The sequence below is a fragment of the Collinsella sp. AF23-2 genome (genome assembly GCF_003459245.1).
Classification (GTDB): Bacteria; Actinomycetota; Coriobacteriia; order Coriobacteriales; family Coriobacteriaceae; genus Collinsella.
Genome location: NZ_QRVG01000031.1, coordinates 1 through 20489, shown reverse-complemented (window position 1 = coordinate 20489; position 20489 = coordinate 1). Strand labels below are relative to the sequence as shown.

The 20489-nt window shown below is 48.3% G+C and carries 12 protein-coding genes; 10 read left to right on the top strand and 2 right to left on the bottom strand.

What is annotated here, in order from left to right; translation table 11 throughout:
* Window positions 1-609: 609 nt before the first annotated feature.
* The 4 genes from DWY03_RS09430 (at window position 610) to DWY03_RS09415 (ending at window position 8359) form a co-directional block, all read left to right on the top strand.
* Entirely contained in the window at window positions 610-1536 is a 927-nt protein-coding gene (locus DWY03_RS09430; RefSeq protein WP_117807058.1) for a DUF4365 domain-containing protein, read from the top strand.
* Between the two features lie 577 nt (window positions 1537-2113).
* Window positions 2114-3241, top strand: coding sequence for an N-acetylmuramoyl-L-alanine amidase family protein (locus DWY03_RS09425; RefSeq protein ID WP_117840668.1), 1128 nt, complete (start codon window positions 2114-2116; stop codon window positions 3239-3241).
* A gap of 59 nt (window positions 3242-3300) precedes the next feature.
* Window positions 3301-5532 (top strand): N-acetylmuramoyl-L-alanine amidase family protein, encoded by a 2232-nt coding sequence (locus DWY03_RS09420; RefSeq protein WP_147334525.1) that lies wholly within the window; start codon window positions 3301-3303, stop codon window positions 5530-5532.
* Between the two features lie 265 nt (window positions 5533-5797).
* The gene (locus DWY03_RS09415; protein ID WP_117840666.1) at window positions 5798-8359 is read left to right on the top strand and encodes a GH25 family lysozyme; all 2562 of its coding nucleotides are present in this window, start codon (window positions 5798-5800) and stop codon (window positions 8357-8359) included.
* Window positions 8360-8420: 61 nt separating this feature from the next.
* Here the strand turns inward: DWY03_RS09415 and DWY03_RS09410 are convergent, their stop codons facing one another.
* Together DWY03_RS09410 and DWY03_RS09405 are read right to left on the bottom strand one after the other, a co-directional pair.
* Entirely contained in the window at window positions 8421-9362 is a 942-nt protein-coding gene (locus DWY03_RS09410) for a DMT family transporter (RefSeq protein ID WP_117840664.1), read from the bottom strand.
* 2 nt (window positions 9363-9364) lie between these two features.
* Window positions 9365-11137 (bottom strand): phosphotransferase, encoded by a 1773-nt coding sequence (locus DWY03_RS09405; protein WP_197032838.1) that lies wholly within the window; start codon window positions 11135-11137, stop codon window positions 9365-9367.
* 165 nt (window positions 11138-11302) lie between these two features.
* On the opposite strand from DWY03_RS09405, the gene DWY03_RS10315 reads away from it, so the two are divergent.
* From DWY03_RS10315 to DWY03_RS09380, 6 genes are all read left to right on the top strand, one after another.
* Window positions 11303-13474, top strand: a complete 2172-nt coding sequence (locus DWY03_RS10315) for an NlpC/P60 family protein (protein ID WP_158558655.1) — start codon at window positions 11303-11305, stop codon at window positions 13472-13474.
* A 42-nt stretch (window positions 13475-13516) separates the two neighbouring features.
* Window positions 13517-15586, top strand: a complete 2070-nt coding sequence (locus DWY03_RS09395) for a L,D-transpeptidase family protein (RefSeq protein WP_117840659.1) — start codon at window positions 13517-13519, stop codon at window positions 15584-15586.
* Between the two features lie 108 nt (window positions 15587-15694).
* Window positions 15695-16642, top strand: coding sequence for a glycosyltransferase (locus DWY03_RS09390; protein ID WP_158554631.1), 948 nt, complete (start codon window positions 15695-15697; stop codon window positions 16640-16642).
* A 44-nt stretch (window positions 16643-16686) separates the two neighbouring features.
* Window positions 16687-17931, top strand: a complete 1245-nt coding sequence (locus DWY03_RS10015; RefSeq protein ID WP_147334526.1) for a polysaccharide biosynthesis protein — start codon at window positions 16687-16689, stop codon at window positions 17929-17931.
* A gap of 4 nt (window positions 17932-17935) precedes the next feature.
* Window positions 17936-18796 (top strand): phosphorylcholine transferase LicD, encoded by an 861-nt coding sequence (locus tag DWY03_RS09385; protein WP_158558654.1) that lies wholly within the window; start codon window positions 17936-17938, stop codon window positions 18794-18796.
* A gap of 33 nt (window positions 18797-18829) precedes the next feature.
* A complete protein-coding gene (locus DWY03_RS09380) occupies window positions 18830-19975 on the top strand; it encodes a glycosyltransferase family 4 protein (protein ID WP_084591857.1) in 1146 nt (381 codons plus the stop codon).
* Window positions 19976-20489: the final 514 nt, after the last annotated feature.

The window sequence follows — 20489 nt, the reverse complement described above, 5'->3', positions numbered from 1 at the left end:
CATCGAAATTTATCGATGGCCTATTTCAGACTGTAATGGGGTGATGACGTCTGCCTGACGCAAAACGGCTTTCGCACTAGAATCTGAAATAACCACAAGGAAGGTTCTTGAGAAGGATGAGGACCGCAATGTAGATCTTAGCGGACGCCGCGCCCGACATGTTCGCTGAGCCCCACCTCAGCGACGGGACGATCGACAGCTGGTGCTTATCCGCAGGCTCTCCGATCAGGTGCTTAATTCGATCATAGAAGCCGAGGCCGGTCAGCTTCACTGCAGTGGCGTGAACAGCCGGAACATCTATTGCGAATGTATTCTTAAGACCTGCAGCGTCGACATTGTCGTTGCTCTCTACTATGAAGTGACTCAAGTGGTCACCGGGAATTGAGCCCGTGAGCACGAAATACTGAGCAGTTTAATCAAGAGGGCCGCTTCCCGGGGACTGGGGGCGCAGCTCTCGGCCAATGGTTTCACCGGGTGGTTACTCTGACGTGCTCGAGCAGGAAGGATGGAGGAGATGGTCCATGCCCCTGGACACAGTGAGTGCTATTGTTTTATTGGTTATTGTGTCCTTAACCGCTTATTCGATATCAACTGACATGCAGTCTAATTATGTTGGTTGTTATCTTTATTTTGTCGTTATTAGGTGCTCTTGCGCTAAGGCTGATGGAGCTGATTTTTATGGCATATCCTCCGAAACGTCCAAATAGCCACATAATTGATACAGAGGCATGCTCTTTCGTCACCTCCCTTATGCCTTCTGAAAACTGGGTTGTTCGAGACTTAACAGAACGTGATTTTGGAATCGATAAAATTTTTGAGCGCTTTGAAAACGGATTCGCTACTGGTGAATTAATGGCAATTCAGGTGAAGGGAACAAACAAGCCACTCGAAGATAAACCTGAAATTCCATTTTCCATTGATACGAAGACGCTTTTATACGCTGAAATGTTTGCAATACCTTTTCTTTTAATTAGATGTTCTTTAGCGGATGATGGAGCGTGCTATTTTGTCTGGTTGCAAGAGTATATTCGTGTTCGATTGAATTTCGATAATTCGTCTTGGCGAAAGCAAAGGTCAAATACTATTTTAATTCCAACTTCTAATAGATTGGGCGATACCTCTGCTGAAAGTCGGTTAATCCATATCTCTCGGTTTCCAAAAATGAAAGAGTCATGGATCAAATATTATATAAATACATGTGATTTAGCGTATCGACTTCCGAATTATATTGAGGATGATACCGTCACATTAGATTTCGCAATACAATACGTTTTGCCTGTTCTTGATAGCCTTGAGAAGGCTAATAACATGCTTGGTTTAATTTCCAACCACTTTGTCGCTACTAAATTGAGCCAAGCTATTGAGCTTGGAAAACGTATATGCGACAAAGAGTTTGAAAGCGAATTAACTGATTCGTTTTTTAAATTCGTTTGCCTGTGTTCTGATGTACGCAAATCTATAGATGTGCTATCACTTAGATTCGATGTCGATCATATGAGGTTTTTATATGAGTCCGAAGGCATGGCGGAGTATTAGTGCTCTGTTTTTTCTGCGGGTTGAATGTAATGCGGGATTTCTTGTCGGATACTTTAATCTACTGCTTATCTTCAAGAAAGACCTGAAAGGTATTTTGTTTGACTACGTTTGTGCCTAAGTTGCTTTGAAAGCATGGTTTTTAGAGAATAATCCCCGAGCCTTGCTCCGTGTGGCGGCACGTAAAAGTTGTACTGTGCTTGGGCAGGTAAAAGTCCAAGACGATTAGATATCCGAGAGGATATCGAGCCCGCGTCGGGGAGATAAGGTGAGTCCGCGCCGGGGACTTTAATTCCGGCGGCAATTAGGTTTCCGAAAGGATGCCGTGGCTGGCAGCCAGCAGAAAACCGCTCTACACACTCCTTCCGCGTGCCGCCTGCTCAAACGATTTGCGCCGAAAAGGATATCCGGTTTGTGCCATAAGACGTTGCTGTCGACAATGCACGGGACGGCAAGGACGTGGCGGCTCTCATCAAATTGCAGTCACAAAGATACCTTTTATCGATTCCCTGTTGAAAAACTAAATTGATAGTCTGAGAATAACTTAAGAGAGCCTTAAATCTCGGAGAAAGGATGTCGTATGAATAACCTTCGAGAAAGATGGCGAGGACTAACAGCGCTGGGAGTTGCTGTATTTGCCGCCGCCTGCATGACGGTTGTCCCGGCGCCCTCATTTGCTGATATTGATTCTCTCGTTGGTCTTCAATATATTGATCATAGCGAGTCTCGCAATTTGACAGGTTTCTCTGTTTCTCGTCCTGCTGGAACGTATTATTTCGACAACGATGGCTCGATGCAGACCGAACTCGTTCGGTGCGAGGACGGCAACCTTCGCTATTTCGATCCCGAGACTGGCGTCATGGTCACGAACCAGTGGTATAACGATTACGAAGCCGTTTGGTACTATTTTGGCGCTGACGGGACCGCGGTGTCGAACTGGCAGCTTATCGGCGGGGATTGGTACTACTTCTATCCCGAAAACCACGATATGGCATACGGCCGAGTTCAGATTGATGGCAAAAACTACTTCCTGAACACCCCTGGCGCCAATGCTGATGGCCGCATGCAGCATAGTGGCTGGATTTATGACTCCATCTATGGAAAGTGGCTCTATGCGACTTCCAGCGGCGAGCTGTTGACCGGTTGGCATAATATCGGTGGAACTTGGTACTATTTCAATGAGTACGGTGTCATGCTAACTGGCTGGATCAACGATTCGGGCACCTGGTACTACGCCAACGCCTCCGGCGCGATGGCCACTGGCTGGCTCAACATCGGCGGTGCGTGGTTCTATCTCGACGGCTCGGGCGCCATGGTCGCTAACGGCTGGCGCAGCCTGGGTGGCTCTTGGTACTGGTTCGACGATTCCGGTGCGATGGCCACCGGCTGGCGTCAGGTCGGCGGCGCCTGGTACTACTTTAGCGGTTCCGGCGCTATGGCTCACGACGCCTGGGTCGGCGACTACTACCTCCAGTCTTCCGGTGCCATGGCTACGAATGCCTGGGTTGGCTCCTACTATGTCGGCGAGGACGGCAAGTGGATTCCGGGCTACGGTTTAGTTTGGTATAAGAACGGTAGCGATGTTTACCATACGCATAAGTGCCGTACCGTTGGTAAGGACGCAAAGGGCTATTCGCAGATCTCTATTCAGGAGGCCCAGAGGCGTGGCGCTTCACGAGAGTGCAAAAACTGCCAGCAAATTGGCTAGCACATTACTGAGCTAGTTTTGATTGAGGCCCCGTTGCCCTGAAGCGACGGGGCCGCTGCGTGATTGGATACCGTGCTGTTATGAAGAAATGGTCATTCGGAGTGCTGGCTTTTTCGGGCCTCATTTCTTTTGGGCTCCTTTTGGGTTCGCCCTCGATGTTATACGCCCTTGATTCGAATAACACTGACGAAGGTCCCGCATCTAACGTTGCTATTGCTTCTGTCGAGTCAGGCGTTGATGCTCAGCGCGAATCGACCTTCGCTGTCGAGCAGAACTCTCAGGTGGATAATGAGACCCCTTCCGAGGTTTCGAATCAAATTATTTGGCATCAGGGGTGGATATCACCCGAAGAAGGGGCTGGTTTTTGGCGTTGGGGCTTGTCCGACGGAACAATCGCTGTTTCTTCTTGGAGACATATAGACGGTAGCTGGTACTGGTTCGACGACGAAGGTCGAATGGCTCAGGATGGGTTGGTTCAAGTCGGGGGTGCGACGTATGCCTTCTCCTCTTCGGGCGCAATGCGTGTCGGCTGGTACCTAGATTCTACGGGCTCCACTTCTGCTTGGCGTTATTTCTCCGGTTCTGGCGCCATGGTAAAAGGCTGGCTTTCAGACGGCAGCAACTGGTATTGGCTGGATGATGAGGGCAAGATGGTCCACGATGCGATGCTGCAGATTGGGGGAGCTACGTATGGATTCTCTTCTTCTGGTGCAATGCTTATCGGATGGCATCTTGATGCTTCTGTCTGGCATTATTTTTCCGGCTCTGGCGCTCTGGTAAAGGGCTGGCTCTCGGATGGGGGTCGTTGGTACTGGCTTGATCCTGCAGACGGTTCTATGGCCACCGGGCTGAATGAATGCAATGGCACCTCTTATATCTTTAACAGTTCAGGGGCCATGCTATCCTCCCAGTGGGCACTTATTGACAACAACTGGTATTACGCTGACTCCAACGGCTTACTGCATGGAGGTTGGTTACTTCTAGGGAATTCTTGGTATTACCTGGATCCAGGAAGCCATATTATGCTCACGGGCTTTGTGCAAGTGGGCTCGTCCACCTATTTCCTTACGAGCTCAGGTGCCATGGCAACAGGCTGGGCACTTGCTGATGGTACTTGGTATTACGCCGCATCAAACGGAGCTATTCAACGAGGGCGATGGATAAAGTCCGGAAGCGCCTGGTATTACCTTGATGATGTATCCGGCGCAATGCGTACTGGTGAATTTGCGGTAGGAAGCAAGCGCTATTTTTCTTATGATTCCGGTGCAATGGCATCTTCGTGCTGGATCAACTTGAACGATGGTATGGCATGGGCGAATTCGTCTGGAGCACTGAGCGAGCCGTTGCCTACTTCATCTGATGGATCTCCTGTAGTCGCTGATCGTACTGACTCGTCTTCATTGCCAGGTGTGATTCATATTGGAGATGCGGTTTTCTATGCGGATGCGAATGGTGTCGTTAACGTGGCGTCTGGTTGGATTATGTCGAAAGACGCTTCTGACGAAAGTGGCAATACTTGGTACTACGCATCTTCCAATGGTGTCCTTAAGTCTGGTTGGCAATATGTCAACGGTGCGTGGTATTGGATGGACCCTTCCACATTCAAGATGAAAACTGGATGGCTTAATGACGGCGGTACGTGGTACTGGCTCCAGCCTTCGGGTGCCATGTTTGCTAACGGGTGGCTGAAAATCGATGGCGTTGACTATTACTTCAATGCAAGTGGTGCATGGTTGAATACGTCTGGTTCTGTTTTGGGGGTCAATAGGTCCAGCTTGGTCAATTGGCTTATGAGCCACGAAAACGACGGCTATTACCGTGGAACACGCTACGACACGCATCTCAGCCAGGAAACGTGCATGTACCCAAAGGGTGATCCGCGTTGGGACGGTTATACGGGCATGAATTGTGGTGGATTTGTATCGCATGCATATATGAAGGCGGGCGGGAATTTAGCTCCCATTGCCGCCGAGCAGAGCCATTCCCCTTGGAGTGGAGGTCCCGGAAGGGGCGGCTGCGTAAACGCTTATCGTTGGTACGGCTACGCTATCGATACGTGTGCGAACGTGACTTATTTCAACTCTATTGATGAGTTGTTACGTAGTGGTTTGGCTCGTAAGGGGGACATTGTGTTCTTCAATCCTTACAACCCATATGCGGACGATAGCCACATTGGCTTTTTCTGGGGCAATTCGCCGAGCGAAAATTTGTTCTGGCATAGTGATGGTTATGGAAATCGCATCTCCGGTTTGACCGCTTTGGGCCCATCGAAAGTAATACTGATTCGTTAGAATTCCGAGTTGTAGGGGACTCTCTGGGCCCCCTACCTTTTTGACATCTGGTTTGAAAGTTTATTTGAAGTCGGTATTCTTGGGGGCAAGAGGAGGGGGCAATGAGCCTGCGGGTTCAACCCTGCCGGTAAGTTCTTCTTTTCTTTGCAGCATTGCGCCCAACTATTTATTGTCCTAGATGGCATCTTGTCCTGTTAGATGTTCGGGAATCTTTCATAGCTATGCTGTAAGCTAGACGCAATCAAGAGCGAATGACGAGGTTTACATGAACAAACATCTTAAGTTGTTTTCGGCATTGTTGGTGCTGATGCTCTTTGCGCCCGTTTCTATGTTTGTATGCCCTGCGGATGCAGAGGCTGCTCAGACTCTGGTTGAGAATTCTTGGCGTTATGAGGGTGGACAATTAGTTTCAGATGATGCTTCTTCCGAAGAAGACGGAATAGCTTTATTGTCTATGGACGCTCTTCCCGATGGGGTTACAGCTCAGGGCATTGACGTCAGCGAGCACCAAGGGCGTATTGATTGGGACGCAGTTAAAGCTTCTGGCATCGATTTCGCTATTCTGCGCGTTGGGTTTGGCGCTCCGTCTTTCGGCGGTCGAGTTGACTATCAATTTAATCGAAATATTTCTGAGTGCGAGCGACTCGGAATTCCCTACGGCGTCTATGTCTATTCATATGCTTTTGATAATCAACAGGCAGCCGATGAGGCGTCCATGGTGATTGACTGCCTGTCGGGGCACAATCCTAGGCTACCGGTGTATTACGATCTTGAGGACAAGACAATTATTGCAGATGGTCGTCAATCCGGAATTGCATCTAGAGCTCAGACATTCTGTAATAAGATTTCTAGTGCTGGATATAAGCCAGGCATTTATGCAAACCTAAATTGGTTTAACAATATATTGACCGACCCTGTATTTAAGAGCGGTTCTTGGGATCATTGGATTGCTCAATACAACTCCCAATGTCACTATACCGCCAGTTACAGCTTTTGGCAGTATACAAGCCGCGGAAAAGTTTCTGGTATTAGCGGAAATGTTGATATGAATTACGCGTATGTTGATGTCTCTCTTTATTACTGGCAGTTAAAAGAGGGCACTTGGTATTACGCAACCTCTGACGGCAAAGCGTATACCGGATGGTTGCGCCAGGGCGGAGCCTGGTATTGGCTCGACCCCGACGCGGGCGGTGTAATGGCCACCGGGCTCTACGAGTGCAACGGCTCCATGTACTGGTTCAACGCCTCCGGCGCGATGGCGACCGGATGGGTCCTCGACGGCGGCACCTGGTACTACGCGACTGGCTCCGGCGCGCTGGCGCGCGGCCCCGTTTCCGTCGGCGGCGTGCCCTACTGCTTCGACGCCCGGACGGGGGCCATGCTGACGGGTTACCAGACTGATGCGCAGGGCGTCCGCCGCTACTTCGGCAGCTGCGGTCCCCTTAACGGCTGGGGCCTCGTCGACGGCTCCTGGTATTGGTTCGCTGACGGTATCGCCTCGACCGGCTGGCTTTACACCGGCGGTTCCTGGTACTGGCTCGACCCCGACGCGGGCGGCGCCATGGTGACGGGCCTCCACGCGTGCAACGGCTCAGCGTACTGGTTCAGCGCCTCCGGCGCGATGGCGACCGGATGGGTCCTCGACGGCGGGACCTGGTACTACGCGACTGGCTCCGGCGCCCTCGCCTCCGGCTGGCTCAACCTAAACGGTGCGTGGTACTGGCTCGATCCCTCGACGCACGCCATGGCCACGGGCGTTCAAACTATCGGATCATGTGAATACATATTTAATAGTACCGGCAAGATGATGGCTAATTGCTGGTCAAACGGTGATGGGTCTTGGATGTATCATTCGTCATCCAGCGGCGCAATTGACCTTAAAGGCATCATGACCGATTCGGGAATCCAGCTGATTGACGACGACGGTAATGCCAGAACTGGTTGGATTGAGAGTCAGGGTGCTCGATATTATTGTTCTGCTAGTGGAGTAATTCTGACTGGGTGGCAGCAAATTGCTGGGTCTTGGTATTACTTTAACCCGGATGGTCGAATGGCGACCGGCTGGCTTAACGATGGCAGCAACTGGTACTGGCTGGATTCCGCTTCTGGCGCGATGAAAACGGGATGGCTTTCCCTTGGGGGCACATGGTATTACCTTGATGCCGCACGTGGGGGAGTAATGTTGAGCAACGGTTGGTATTGGATCGGCTCTACTGACTACAAGTTCAGTTCATCCGGCGCAATGGTTGGCGCTTGGGTCGATGTCCCGTGCTATTTGCAGTACCCGGAACTTCCTACTGGCTGTGAGTCGGTTGCCCTTACAAACTTGCTTAACTACTATGGTTTCGGTTTAGGTAAGACGATTATTGCGGATTATTACTTGCCCAAGGGAAGCAACGGCAACTTTGTTACCGCCTTTGATGGCAACCCAAGGCGTAGCAGCGGGGGTCTCATGGGATGCGTCGCCCCTGCGATTACTATTGCTGGTAATAACTTTCTGCGCGCTGCGGGAAGTATCATGCAGGCAAAAGACGTTTCTTTCTCGTCAATTTCTTCCATTAAGAACAGACTGACCTGTGGACAACCTGTTGAGATGTGGAATACCGAATGGGGAAGTTGGCCAGGAGGCCGTTATGCTGCTCGTTGGTATAACGGGCATTCCTATGGTCTGTGGGGCGGTAATCATGCCGTAGTCCTTAAAGGCTATGATGACGAGCAGGGAATTGTCTATCTTTCGGATTCGATTAACGGCAATGTTACGCGAAATGCCCAGGTGTTCTTCGGCACGTGGCAACAGATGGATAGCCAGGCTGTGGTAATTGAATAGCCATGATGCTAAAAGGGGAGAGCTCGTCGAGCTCTCCCCTTTTACTATATTGTTAATCAAGCTACGCCGTCTTATTACGTCCAAATAGTTCGTCCCAGTTACTAGCTGCCAAAACTGTTCCGCATACAATTACAACGCAGCAGATTACGGATGCCATATCGGGAATTGTTCCAAGCAAGATCAGGCCAAAGACCACCGACCATGCCGAATAGGAGATATTCAGAGCCATCGCACGCGCTGCTCCGATTGCCGCAATCCCCTTGTAATAGAACAGATAGGATGCAGTTCCTGCGAGTCCGGCGAGTGCAATAATCAATGTAGGCATGCTCGGGATGGCACCCAGCGTGAAATGCCATGCTCCGAAGAGGGGGAGTACAAGCACTCCATAAACAAGCGCACTTGTAGTTTCGCGGATTTGCAAAGCCGTTTCGTCATCAACGGCATCATCTTTCATTCCCCATGCGCACAGCACCGCTTCGGATCCCCATCCGATAACAGCAAGCACCGCGCCGAGTAAGCCGAGGGGGGCATTTGCAATCTCGCTCGATCCGGCCGATAGATAGCCCATCGTCATTACGCCGCAAAGAGCAACGAGAAGGGAAAGAATCTGTCCTTTGCCCATTTTCTCCTTCAGCAGCACGAAAGAAAGGAATGCTCCGACAGCGGGATAGAAGGCGGATATAATTGCCGTGTAGGCTGCTCCGATATTATTAATCGCCAATACGTATCCGGTCATTCCGATAGGTCCACCGAGCAGTGCGCCGGCGATGACGACCTTGCCCGAACGAGTTTTAAGTGCAGCGAGCGTGTCTTTTAATCTGCCTCGAACTCCCATGTACCCAAAGAGCCAGATCGCACAGAAGGCATCATGGAGAAAAGATCCCGCAATGGAGGCACATGCAAGCGCTTCCGCCGATCCAATATAGGGCGCGAGCGCCAAACCGATTCCAAGTATTACTGTATCAAGGCCCCAAAGAAGGCCGCTAAAAAAGCCGAATTTCATCGTTACTCACCTTTCCGATAGATCTCCAGTGCCTTTTTAAGGTATTTGGCACCGTAATTGAAGTAGATATAGAGCCACTCGCCCACGAAGTCACCTTCGGCTTCTTTCAGAAGAGACCAGAGGTACCAGCACCATCCTGCAAGGGCAATGTGCGCATAGTTATGCGCAACTTCGTTGTTTGTTGCCTTGCGCCCAAAATATGCATCAAGCGCGCGGTCGACTTCATCTTCGGAAAGCTCGCAGCAGACACTGCACGTTCCAAAATCGTTTGCGTAATCGCTCATGCCAGCATATTCCCAGTCAATGAGATAGTACTTGTCGTTCTCATCGATAAGGAAATTGAGGTAGAAGAAGTCATTGTGGCAAAGGCATTTTGGTGCATTATCGGCCTGTACAAAGCGCTCCAATTCATCGATTTCGGTGGACATTTCCTTGTAGCCTGGAATGTCGATGGGACCTTTTTCCAGAAGAAGTGATTCGTAGCGCTTCGCTTCGAGGTAGAAGTCAAATTCGGTTTCGACATTTGCACCACTCTCGTGAAGCGAACGACACATCTGCATCATTCGATTCATTTGGGCAGCATCATGCGGATCAGGCTGCTTTGCGTTGGGTACAAACTTCGAAATTTTCCAACCACGCTTTGGGTCCTCATGAATGAACGTATCGTCAAGTCCGAGTTCCTTGGCCTTTTTAAGTGCGGCTACTTCTCCATTTCTGTTAATAAGCAGTTCGGTCCCGACTCCCGGATGACGGTAAACGTACTCTCCGTCATTGGTTCTAAAGTGGCACGATAGATTCGTAAGACCTTGTTTAAGGGGATAAACGTCGTGAATCTCTGATTTGGAGCAGCCGAGCACTTGCTCGATGTTATCGAAAATATCGGAGTCAACGTTTTCGATAAAATGCGGATCAAAGGCACGCAGCTCATCAAGAGAATCGAATTCGTTGATCTCGCCCTCAGGATACTTCTTGATAACCATATCGAGCTCCTTGATGTGCTCGATATATAGATCTTCCCAAAGCTTGTCCGTTGTTTCGGGCTTGTTATATTCCGTTTCGAGAATCTGCTTAAATGCAAGCGAGAAGGCTTTATCAAAGTAGACATGTCCGAGCATATACCAAGCATCGGAACCGCCAATCGTAACATTGGTGATTCTGTCCATTGCTCCGGTTTGAATGCACCATTCTTTGGTGGCGCCTTCAGCATATTGAGCAGAATAAAATGCTTTCCAAACGTATGCTTCAAACGGATTGTTTAGAAGGTAATCATCGCTTGAGCAAATATAGGTGTTGCCAAGCCGCTCTTTTACGCACATAAGCGATGCGTGGTTATTTTTGGATGCATATTCGTTGTTGACGACAATCGAGACGCCGAACTTGCTTTCGAGATAGAAGAAATATTCTTTTTTATAGCCGACAACGACGGTGATATTGCTGATACCTGCGTCTTGCAGCTGCCTAATCTGACGTTCGATGAGAATCTCACCACGTACCTTTAAAAGGCCTTTGGGCTTTTCATACGAAATAGGAGCAAAGCGGCTCGAAAGCCCCGCAGCTAATATCACTGCGTTTTCAACCTTATAGGGGTGAAGTGCTTCGTAACCATTGTCGGTCAGGCTGTCCGATTCGAGAAGGCCCTCATTCGTAAGCTCTTTATTTGCTGCGTTTACTGATCCAAGTGAAAGGCCGGTGCGCTCGGCGACTTCTCGCTGGCTGGCATATGGGTTCTTTAAGTATTCGTATAGAACTGTAAAGTTACGCTTGGTCAGTTCCACTGCAGGCCTCCAATTAAGATGTTCATTGCTTAGGGAAAGAATAGAACGATTGAACGTTATGTTCAATTTAATATATTTATCTACATAGACTGAACAGACAGTAACGAAAATCAATCCTGGAATGTGGATTAAAATAAATAAATGAGATATCTGGGAGGGTCGCTTATGTATCGATTCGAAAAGAAGGCCACGCTTGTTTGTGCTGCTGCGTCATTAATCACTGCTTGCTGCTTGCCCCTGAGTGCGAATGTCGCGTTTGCACAGGATTCCGTTGAGGCTCAGAGTATTGAGTCAAAAGCGGATTTTTCTTCTGTGGTTTCCGATGATTTGCAACCTGATAATTCTTCCGTCATAAAAGATGGCTGGCAACGAGACGAGTCGTCTGGAGTTTGGTATTACGGAAAAAACGGTAAACACCAAACTGGCTGGCTGCAAAGCGGGGGCTATTGGTATTGGCTTGATCCAGCCAATGATGGTGCAATGCAGACAGGATATTTCAATGTGACCGATGCTGGCGGATCGACTGCTTCGTTTTATGCGAATGACGGCAATGCCGCAACGCCTTTTGGCGCGCTATATCAGAACTGCTGGCTACGTAACTCAGATGGAAATTGGTTTTATGCCAATGCTGGAGGCGATTTAGCTGCTGATTGGTTTTATCAAGACGGCACATGGTATTACCTGGATCCTGTCACCCATATAATGCAGGTTGGTTTTGTCGACCTCGGGAGCGGGAAATACTATTTAGATGCCACTGGTGCTATGAAAACCGGCTGGATTCTCGTTGATGGGAATTGGTACTGGGCTTATTCATCGGGTGCCCTTGCTTCGTCATGGCAAACGATAGGTGGGGCTCGCTATTATTTTGACCCACAGACGTTCATCATGTTTAAGGGTCGTCAAAAGATTGATGGAAGAACCTACATTTTTGGTGACTATGGCCTCGCAAATGGATGGTACAAAGACGGAGCAGATTGGTATTACTGCTCTAACGGTATTGCGGCCACTGGCTGGAAACTCTTTAACGGCGCTTGGTATTATCTCGACCCAGCCTCCGATGGTAAGATGTCCGTTGGGTATTTAGACCTTGGCAATGCAGCTTATTATTTAAAGCCTAACGGGGCTATGGCTGTTGGTTGGGCTCAGGTCGAGGACGGCTGGTATTTCGCCTCCCAATCTGGTGCACTTATTTCTGGCTGGTATAAAGAGGGCACGAGCTGGTATTACCTGGACCCTGTTAGCCATCTCATGAAAACGGGCTTATTTGAGGTGGGCGGCAACGATTGTTTTGCAAACCAGAGCGGTAGGCTTGTGGTTTCAAGCTGGGTTACCGTTAATGACGGCGTTCAAAGATACGCTAATGATAATGGATATCTTTGCAAGGATGTGATTCGCGAAAACGGCACTATCCTAAAAACCGCTGGAGCTGATGGTTGGCAGGTTGCGTCCGGCTGGGTTAATGTCGCAAATCTTAGGTTTTACGCTGAGCCCGGAACGGGTGCCATTCATCTTGGATGGCTGCAGATTGACGGCGATTGGTATTGGCTTGGTGCCGATTCTGGCGTGATGAAGACCGGATGGGTTTTTACTGGCGGTGCATGGTATTACCTAAACGCTGACGGAAAAATGGCAACTGGTTGGAAATGCCTGAATGGAACATGGTATTACCTTGAGTCCAATGGAAGCATGCATGTTGGCTGGCTTAAAGATTCGGGTAAGTGGTATTGGTTAGACGGCAGCGGCGCTATGGCAACGGGCGCAAGGACCATCGATGGCGTTCGTCGAGTTTTCTGGAGTGATGGACAGTGCGACAAAGTTGGCTGGCAAAATCCATCCCAGTATCCTCAGGTCAGTTCTTGGACTGTTCGGCTGCCTAGCTATTGCACCGGATACTTTACCTATGTGACCCCTTCTCGCATTTCTGTCGAAGCAACGCGGGAAGATTGCGTGAACGCCTTTATCCAGCGCGCCTATGAGTATATTGGTACGCAATATATTGAGCCTTGGTCTACCGCTCCCGGTGGAGCTGTTGATTGCTCTGGTTTTGTCTTGCAGTGCCTTTATGCTACTGGCATGGATATGGGTGTTTACAACCCTTATAACCATCGCTGGGATCCAAGCCAAACCTATAATTCCATGAATTGGTATCGAAGCAATATCTTTATGCCCGTGAGCACGAGCTCGATTCAACGCGGCGATGTGATTTATTACCGCGGTCATATTGCAATTGCACTTGGCGGCGGCTTGATGATTGATTCCTGGCCTCATCAAGGTGTAGGAATTCATCCTATTAGCGCAAGGGGAAATGTAATCGGCGCAGCCCGTCCGTTTATTTAATAGATTCCCTGCAAGACAGTCGGTACCGGTTGGGGGCCTGAAATGAATGCTCGGATTGATCATCGAATTTGCTGGCGAGTAATTGGCTTGATGCTATTTTCCGCCTTACTCTCAGTTACAGCCCCCGCATTTTCTTGCACTGCTTATGCCGTGGAAGAGGGGGCGGATAACGGTGTCGTAGAGTGCGACTCGACAGGAGGGCCGGGAGCATTGGTCGGTGGCGGTTGCTCTCAAGACTCCAGCGATTGTGCCGGCAAAACAACGGAAGATTCGAGCCTACAGGTTGTCGAAAGCCATGACCCGTCGACTGCAGAACAACTATCTGGATGGCAATGGAACGGTTTGTCCTGGTATTACTATCTAGATGGCTGTCGTTTGACCGGAATGCAGAATATTGACGACTCGCTGTACTACTTGGACCCCGCTCGTGACGGCGCAATGAGCTGCGGCTGGATTTTTACTGAAAATAAGTGGTATTACGCGGGTCCGTCAGGCGCTTTGGCAAGTGGCTGGCAGTTTATTGGAGACCAATGGTACTGGTTTGACTCCCTTAACAGTTGTTCTATGGCTACTGGTCGACGTGTTATTGATGGGCACCCTTATCTTCTTGGAACCTATGGACTGATTAATGGATGGTGCCTTGATAACGGTTTATGGTATTGGGGTAGCAATGGTGAAGTCTTAACCGGCTGGCTTCAAACTGGCAATAACTGGTATTGGCTTGATCCCGCCAATGATGGTGTTATGTCTAGAGGAATCGTTTCTGTCGGTTCGTCTCGTTACTATTTATCGGATTCCGGCGCAATGGCTGTTGGTTGGGCGTTTGATGGGACGGACTGGTATTACGCTGACGGTTCCGGCGCACTTGCATCGGGCTGGCGTTTGGTGAATGGCGTTTGGTATTGGCTCGATGTCGCAAATGACAATAGAATGGCTACCGGCTTTTTTGTAATCGGATCCAATCAATATCATTTTTCTTCAACGGGAGCGCTGTCACTCGGCTGGTTTATGAGCGATGGAGACTGGTATTACGCTGAGCCTTCTCATGCGTCGGGCATTGTAAAGACGGGATGGCTGAAGGACAATAGCCAATACTATTATCTCGATCCTGCCGCCGACGGTAAAATGCTGCTAGGTCATTTTTCTGTAAATGGGAAAAGCTATTATGCAAAAGCTTCAGGCGCTGTTGCTTGTCGTGAATGGGTAGATGTCCAGGACTCGGTCCAGGATGAGCCGTCTAAGGCTTTTGCTGGTTCTGATTGCTCATTGTGTGGAGCATTGCGTAGTGGAAAGCTATTTACAACAAACGGTGATGGCGAATTAGCCGAAGCTCACGGGTTTGTGATGCTTGGAGGGTGCAAGTTCTATGCTGATCCAACCGATGGCTCCCCCTGCGCTGGATGGAAGAACGTTAACGGAAAATGGTACTTCTTTGATGAGACCGCTGGCCATGCACGATCTGGCTGGCTGTACAAGGATGGCTCCTGGTTCTATTTGGACCCATCTACCTACGTTATGAAAACCGGCTGGGTTGCCGTTAACGGATCTTGGTATTACTTGAATTCGTCTGGTTATATGCAAACAGGGTGGCTTAACCTGGGTGGTACCTGGTATTGGCTTGACGCTAATGGCGCCATGGCTACTGGCTGGCGCGTTGTGGACGGATCCTGGAATTACTTCATGGCCAACGGCGCGTGGGTGTCAGACTATATGGATGCCAAGGCTCAAAGTTATTCAAGCAATACAAATTGGCTGATACTTGTGGATACGTCACGTTGCGTTACGAGTATTTACACTGGATCCTGGAATAACTGGTCCTTAAACCGTCGATATGTATGTTCGACGGGAAAAGCTAGCACGCCAACTGTGATAGGTGAGTACCAAGTCTACGGAAAGGGATACTCCTTTGGGCATGGATATACTTGCTATTACTACACGCAGTTCTATGGTGATTACTTATTCCATTCCTCACCCTACTACGTCAACAGCAACCGCGTGATGGATCCCACGATGGGCGTTCCATCCTCTGCTGGATGCGTACGCCTTGAGATTCAGAATGCAAAATGGATTTACGATAACATTCCTTATGGAACAAAGGTTGTTACTTATTGATATTAGGCACTCGTTTTAAGAGACAGGGATAAATACTCTATTTTTAAAAGAGTTTCTTTTAACTGAGGGTGCTTTGATAATCTTTAAGCAATGAATTTGGGAGGATTTTTGGAAATAGAAATGGGAAATGATATTGGCGTATGCGTACTTCTCTCAGCTTATAAACCCGATCTTAAGTTTTTCGCGGAACAACTTGATTCGATAGATAAACAAACGTTTCCGCTTACGCTTCTAGTTAGAAATGACTGCCCTGAATCGGATTCATTAGAGCGGTTTATCCAAGCGCATATAACGAAAAACGCCTATCGGTATTATCACGGTGATAATAATCTCGGTTATGTCAAATCGTTCGAGGCGCTGCTCTCCTTGGCGGAAGGGGATTACGTAGTACTTTGCGATCAGGATGATATTTGGGAGCCTAATAGAGTTGAAGTTTCGCTCAACCATATGCTTGAAGAAGGCTCAATTCTAGATGTTTGTGATAGATCGGTAATTGACGAAAACGGAAATATTCTGGTAAAGAGTTATAGGAAAGCTCATCCTAATTCGCCGGAAGTAAATTGGTGCTCTGGAGAGGATATTACTGTACAGGCCGCAAGCGTATGTTACGGCATTGGTATGGCTCTCATGTTAGATGCGAGTGCGGCGAAGTCGATGATTCCCTTTCCGGAATCGACTGCACATGACTTGTGGTTGACATTGGGTTGCAGTGAACTGGGGAAGTGCAGCTTTACTATGACTCCTTTGGTTAAGTATCGTCGACATGGTGGTAACGAAACTGGATTCCTTGCAGGTGTTTCTTCAAAAGATGATTGGTATTCGACAAGAGTTAAAAACAGGGTTGATACTGCTAGGCGATTTGCCGATAGATTTCCCGATTCACCGCATCTAAAGGAAATATTGGGGTTCGCTGAAGCAAGGGAGCGGCGCTCCATAATTGGTTTACTTAAATACCGACGAGCTTGCCCGTCTATCGCTAAAGCAGATATCATTATACGTCTTATGCCGAATTGGCTGTTTATTTTGATTTTAAAAGAACTTAAAGCTGCGAGATAGCTCCGTATCCTCATTTCGACAGGTTTAGAAGGGCGCTTATATTTGTGAAGGCCACAGAGAAGACTCTTTCGATTAAACATAATATGTTCTGGAATACCGTCGGTTCGTTGACTAATTTAGGCTGTCAGTGGCTTATCACCATTTTGGTCGTTCGGCTGTCTGATGGATATAGTGCTGCAGGCATTTATTCGCTGGCTATGTCTATTTTCAACATGTTTTCTCAATTAGCCCAATACAGGATGTACACGGTGCAAATTGCAGATGTTGAAAGGAAAAACTCTGCTGGTGAATACCTGACTTTTCGTTTCTTTACTACTTTTATAGCGTTTGCAATGTTAGCCGTCTATTCCATTGCAACGTGTCGTATTGGTACGGTGCCCGCTATTCTTCTGTATGCTCTCTATAAAACCGCTGGCTTAGTCATTGATGTCATGCATGCTAATGATCAGGTTGGTCATAGGATGGACTATATTGGGAAATCCCTCATAATGCAGGGCATCGGCTCTCTCCTTTCATTCATTCTTGTCTTTGGATTTTTTAATAGCCTCGAAGGTGCACTGTTGCTTATGACGGTAGTGACAATAGGCATCGGAGTTATTTACGATTATCCAAGATCAAATCGGATTTCTGCAATCAAGCTTGGAATTAGCCGAGCGAAGGTCAGAGCCTTCCTATGTAGCTGTTTGCCCATCGTTCTGGGCGGCATTGCTGCTTCTGCGGCGCCGAATATTCCCAGGCAGTATTTATCTTATTCATTCGGAGATTCTGCTCTGGGTATTTATGCATCAGTTGCTGCACCTGTGGCAATTATCCAAATGGGTGCGACCTATATTTATAATCCTTTATTAGGTTATCTAGTAGAGCGTTACCATTCTAGAGAAAAGTCCTTTTTTTCGCTCATAGGTAAAATACTTGCTGGCATCTTTTTTGTCGGTGTCATATCTTCAGTTGCCCTTTTCTTTTTCGGTAAATTATTGCTGTCACTGTTTTATGGCGCTGGAATAGCTAAACATACCGATCTCCTTCAGCCTATGTTGGCTTGTGCCTTTTTGACTGGCATCGCTTGGTTTGTCAACGATTTGTTGGTTTCTCTTGATAATTACCGAGGGGTATTTGTTGGCAGCATGCTGTCCTTAATTAGTGCTGCCGCTGTTATGGCTCCTGCGCAAATGCTGTTTGGCTTAAATGGCCCTACTGTATCGGCGCTTATATCCAATGCCATTTGCCTTATTTATCAGTCTTCTGTTTTGGGGAAACAGACGCAACAATGGTTCGGGGAAAAGAGATAGGCCGATGATGTCTAAAGCTCACGCGCTATTAAAGCTTCAAAACACTGAATTGGATATCCTTCAGGTTGTCGCCGCATTCTGCTCTAAGCACGGCATCAGGTGGTGGCTTGACGGTGGAACATGTTTAGGAGCAATGCGTCATAGGGGGTTTATCCCTTGGGATGATGATATAGATATCGGAATGATGCGTTCAGATTATGACCGCTTTTGCTCTTTAGCCGAGGGTGGGTTACCGGAAGGATATTCGCTCCATACATCGCGGAATACTACTGGCTATGCTGCGATGTTTGCTAAGGTGTATCGCGATGGAACTCGCTTCGAGAATCAAGAGGCTCGAGAGGCTTCCAGTTCGATGGGCATTTTTGTCGACATCTTTCCATATGACCAGCTCTATACAGATAAACGCCTTCGTGCAAAGCAAGTCCGAACTGCATCAATTGCACAGAAAAGAGCCTATTTATATCATTCTTCTTCCATTGTTGTCCCTCATAAAGGGTTCCTTGGTCAACTCGAGCAAATTGGTTGTTCTGCTATGCACGTGGTGGAACAACTGGTTTCTCGAGGCGCATGCTCTTACCAGGATTTGTTCGATTCCTGTATTGCCGACTCAAATACGGGTGAGGTCTCTGATTACTGTCTGACGTTAAGCTGGCCGAATATGGCGCCAGTGCCTATTTCAGAGATTTTCCCTCTGAGCAGTGCGGTTTTCGAAGGCAGTGAATTCCCTGTTCCTCGTATGACGGATAAATATCTTACAACGATGTATGGCGATTGGAAAAAAATACCGTCACCGGATAATCGACATACCCATCTTCCGCTCTTGCTCGACTTTGGAGATGGGGAAGTCTGGACGGCACAGAATTAAGGATATGACATCTATATCAGATGAGGTTATGTGATGAGCTCCTCTATTTGTATTTTCACTCACCATTATCACCCGCAACTTAGTGGAATTGGTAATTTTGTCGATGGTCTCGCTCACGCCTTGACTGCACGCGGCGATAGGGTGGTTATCGTTACTAATGATTCGATGCGCGTGGGAGTCGGTCATTCAGTCGAAAACGGCCTGGAGGTAATTCGTCTTCCTTGCATTCCGTTACTTGATGGAAGACTTCCTCTTCCCAAAAAAACCAGTGATTATTACCGACTCCTGCAAACCCTTGATGATTATGAGTGGAATGGTGTTCTGATAAACACGAGACTTTTCCCTCTCTCGCTCGAAGGGCTGAAGTTTGCTGCGGATCATAGTGCTAAGGCTGTTGTTCTCGACCACGGCTCAGCGTATCTCTCTTTCAATCAGCCATTTCTTGATTATTTTGTTCGCCGATATGAAGATTGGATTACTGATCGCGTAAAGTCGTTTGAACCTGATTTCTATGGGATTTCTTCTAAAAGTGTTGAATGGCTTCAGCACTTTAATATCACTGCAAAAGGCGTAATTTCAAACTCAATCAATGCCTCATTCTATAGGAGTATTTCTTCGGGGAGAGATTTCCGATCTGAATTAGGTATCCCTCAGTCATCTTTGGTTGTAGCTTTTGTCGGGCGGCTTATTCCTGAAAAGGGAATTTATTCAATTATTGAGGCGGCTCGCACAAAAGATATTACCAAGCGTGATATTTGTTTTGTTCTTGCAGGGGATGGTCCGCTGGCTAATGAGGTCAAGGAAGCTTGTTCGTCTAACTTGTTTTGGCTTGGGAGATGTAACACAGAGGATATTTCCTCCTTACTCCAGCAAGCAGATGTGCTTTGTCTTCCAACTCGTTCCGAAGGCTTTTCAACGGTACTTCTTGAAGCTTCAGCCTGCGGAACGCCTGCAGTGGTAACAGACGTGGGCGGGGCACGCGAGCTTATCTTAGATGATAGCTACGGCACAATAATTCGGTCCATGGCATCTGATGAGGTGGTTTCGGCATTATGCAGGCTTTTTGATGATCGAAAGCTGCTTTCTCTTCAGTCTCGAAACTCTAGGGCGCTTGTTGAAAATCGATATAACTGGGATGCCACTGCTATGGATGTCGAGAAGGCGTTTTGTATTTGCTAAGTGATACTTGGCTGGCTTTTGTTCGGATGAAGTTGATAATCAAGGGCTTTTGTTCGGCTTTTGCGTGAAGTTGGATATAAGTGCCGATTTTGGTATTGTCGATTCCTCCTATTTCATGAATATTTGCTCGCTTGAGCACCGCTGAATATCAAGAAGCACGCCGCTGTTATTGCGCCTGGCTTTGGGGCCGACATGGGTCTCGGCGCCTATTTATTGCTAGCGTCCGGCGTCGCGTCGCTGCTGCATGTTGGCCTCGCCTGTATCAACCCAGACCGCGTTTCCTTAAGCTAGTGCCAAAGATTAAGGCTATCGTTGGGATGGGGGGGATAGTTGGAGCAGTTTTGTCCGATTAGAATGGCGTCGAAGTCTTATGCACCGCGCAATTGGGCGAGAGCCGCAGCGGATTTGTATCTCGCGATGGCAGATGGGGGCTCCGGGTGAACGTCAGCTGTATGCCAGCCGTGCAAACTAAAGGTTGATTTCCGATCTCAGCCGAACACATTGAGCAAATAGG

Excerpts from the sequence above, each read along its gene's own strand:
- DWY03_RS09395 (WP_117840659.1), top strand. The coding sequence starts at position 13,517 with ATGAATGCTCGGATTGATCATCGAATTTGCTGGCGAGTAATTGGCTTG.
- DWY03_RS10315 (WP_158558655.1), top strand. The coding sequence starts at position 11,303 with ATGTATCGATTCGAAAAGAAGGCCACGCTTGTTTGTGCTGCTGCGTCA.
- DWY03_RS09430 (WP_117807058.1), top strand. The coding sequence starts at position 610 with ATGTTGGTTGTTATCTTTATTTTGTCGTTATTAGGTGCTCTTGCGCTA.
- DWY03_RS09425 (WP_117840668.1), top strand. The coding sequence starts at position 2,114 with ATGAATAACCTTCGAGAAAGATGGCGAGGACTAACAGCGCTGGGAGTT.
- DWY03_RS09385 (WP_158558654.1), top strand. The coding sequence starts at position 17,936 with ATGATGTCTAAAGCTCACGCGCTATTAAAGCTTCAAAACACTGAATTG.
- DWY03_RS09410 (WP_117840664.1), bottom strand. The coding sequence starts at position 9,362 with ATGAAATTCGGCTTTTTTAGCGGCCTTCTTTGGGGCCTTGATACAGTA.
- DWY03_RS09415 (WP_117840666.1), top strand. The coding sequence starts at position 5,798 with ATGAACAAACATCTTAAGTTGTTTTCGGCATTGTTGGTGCTGATGCTC.
- DWY03_RS09380 (WP_084591857.1), top strand. The coding sequence starts at position 18,830 with ATGAGCTCCTCTATTTGTATTTTCACTCACCATTATCACCCGCAACTT.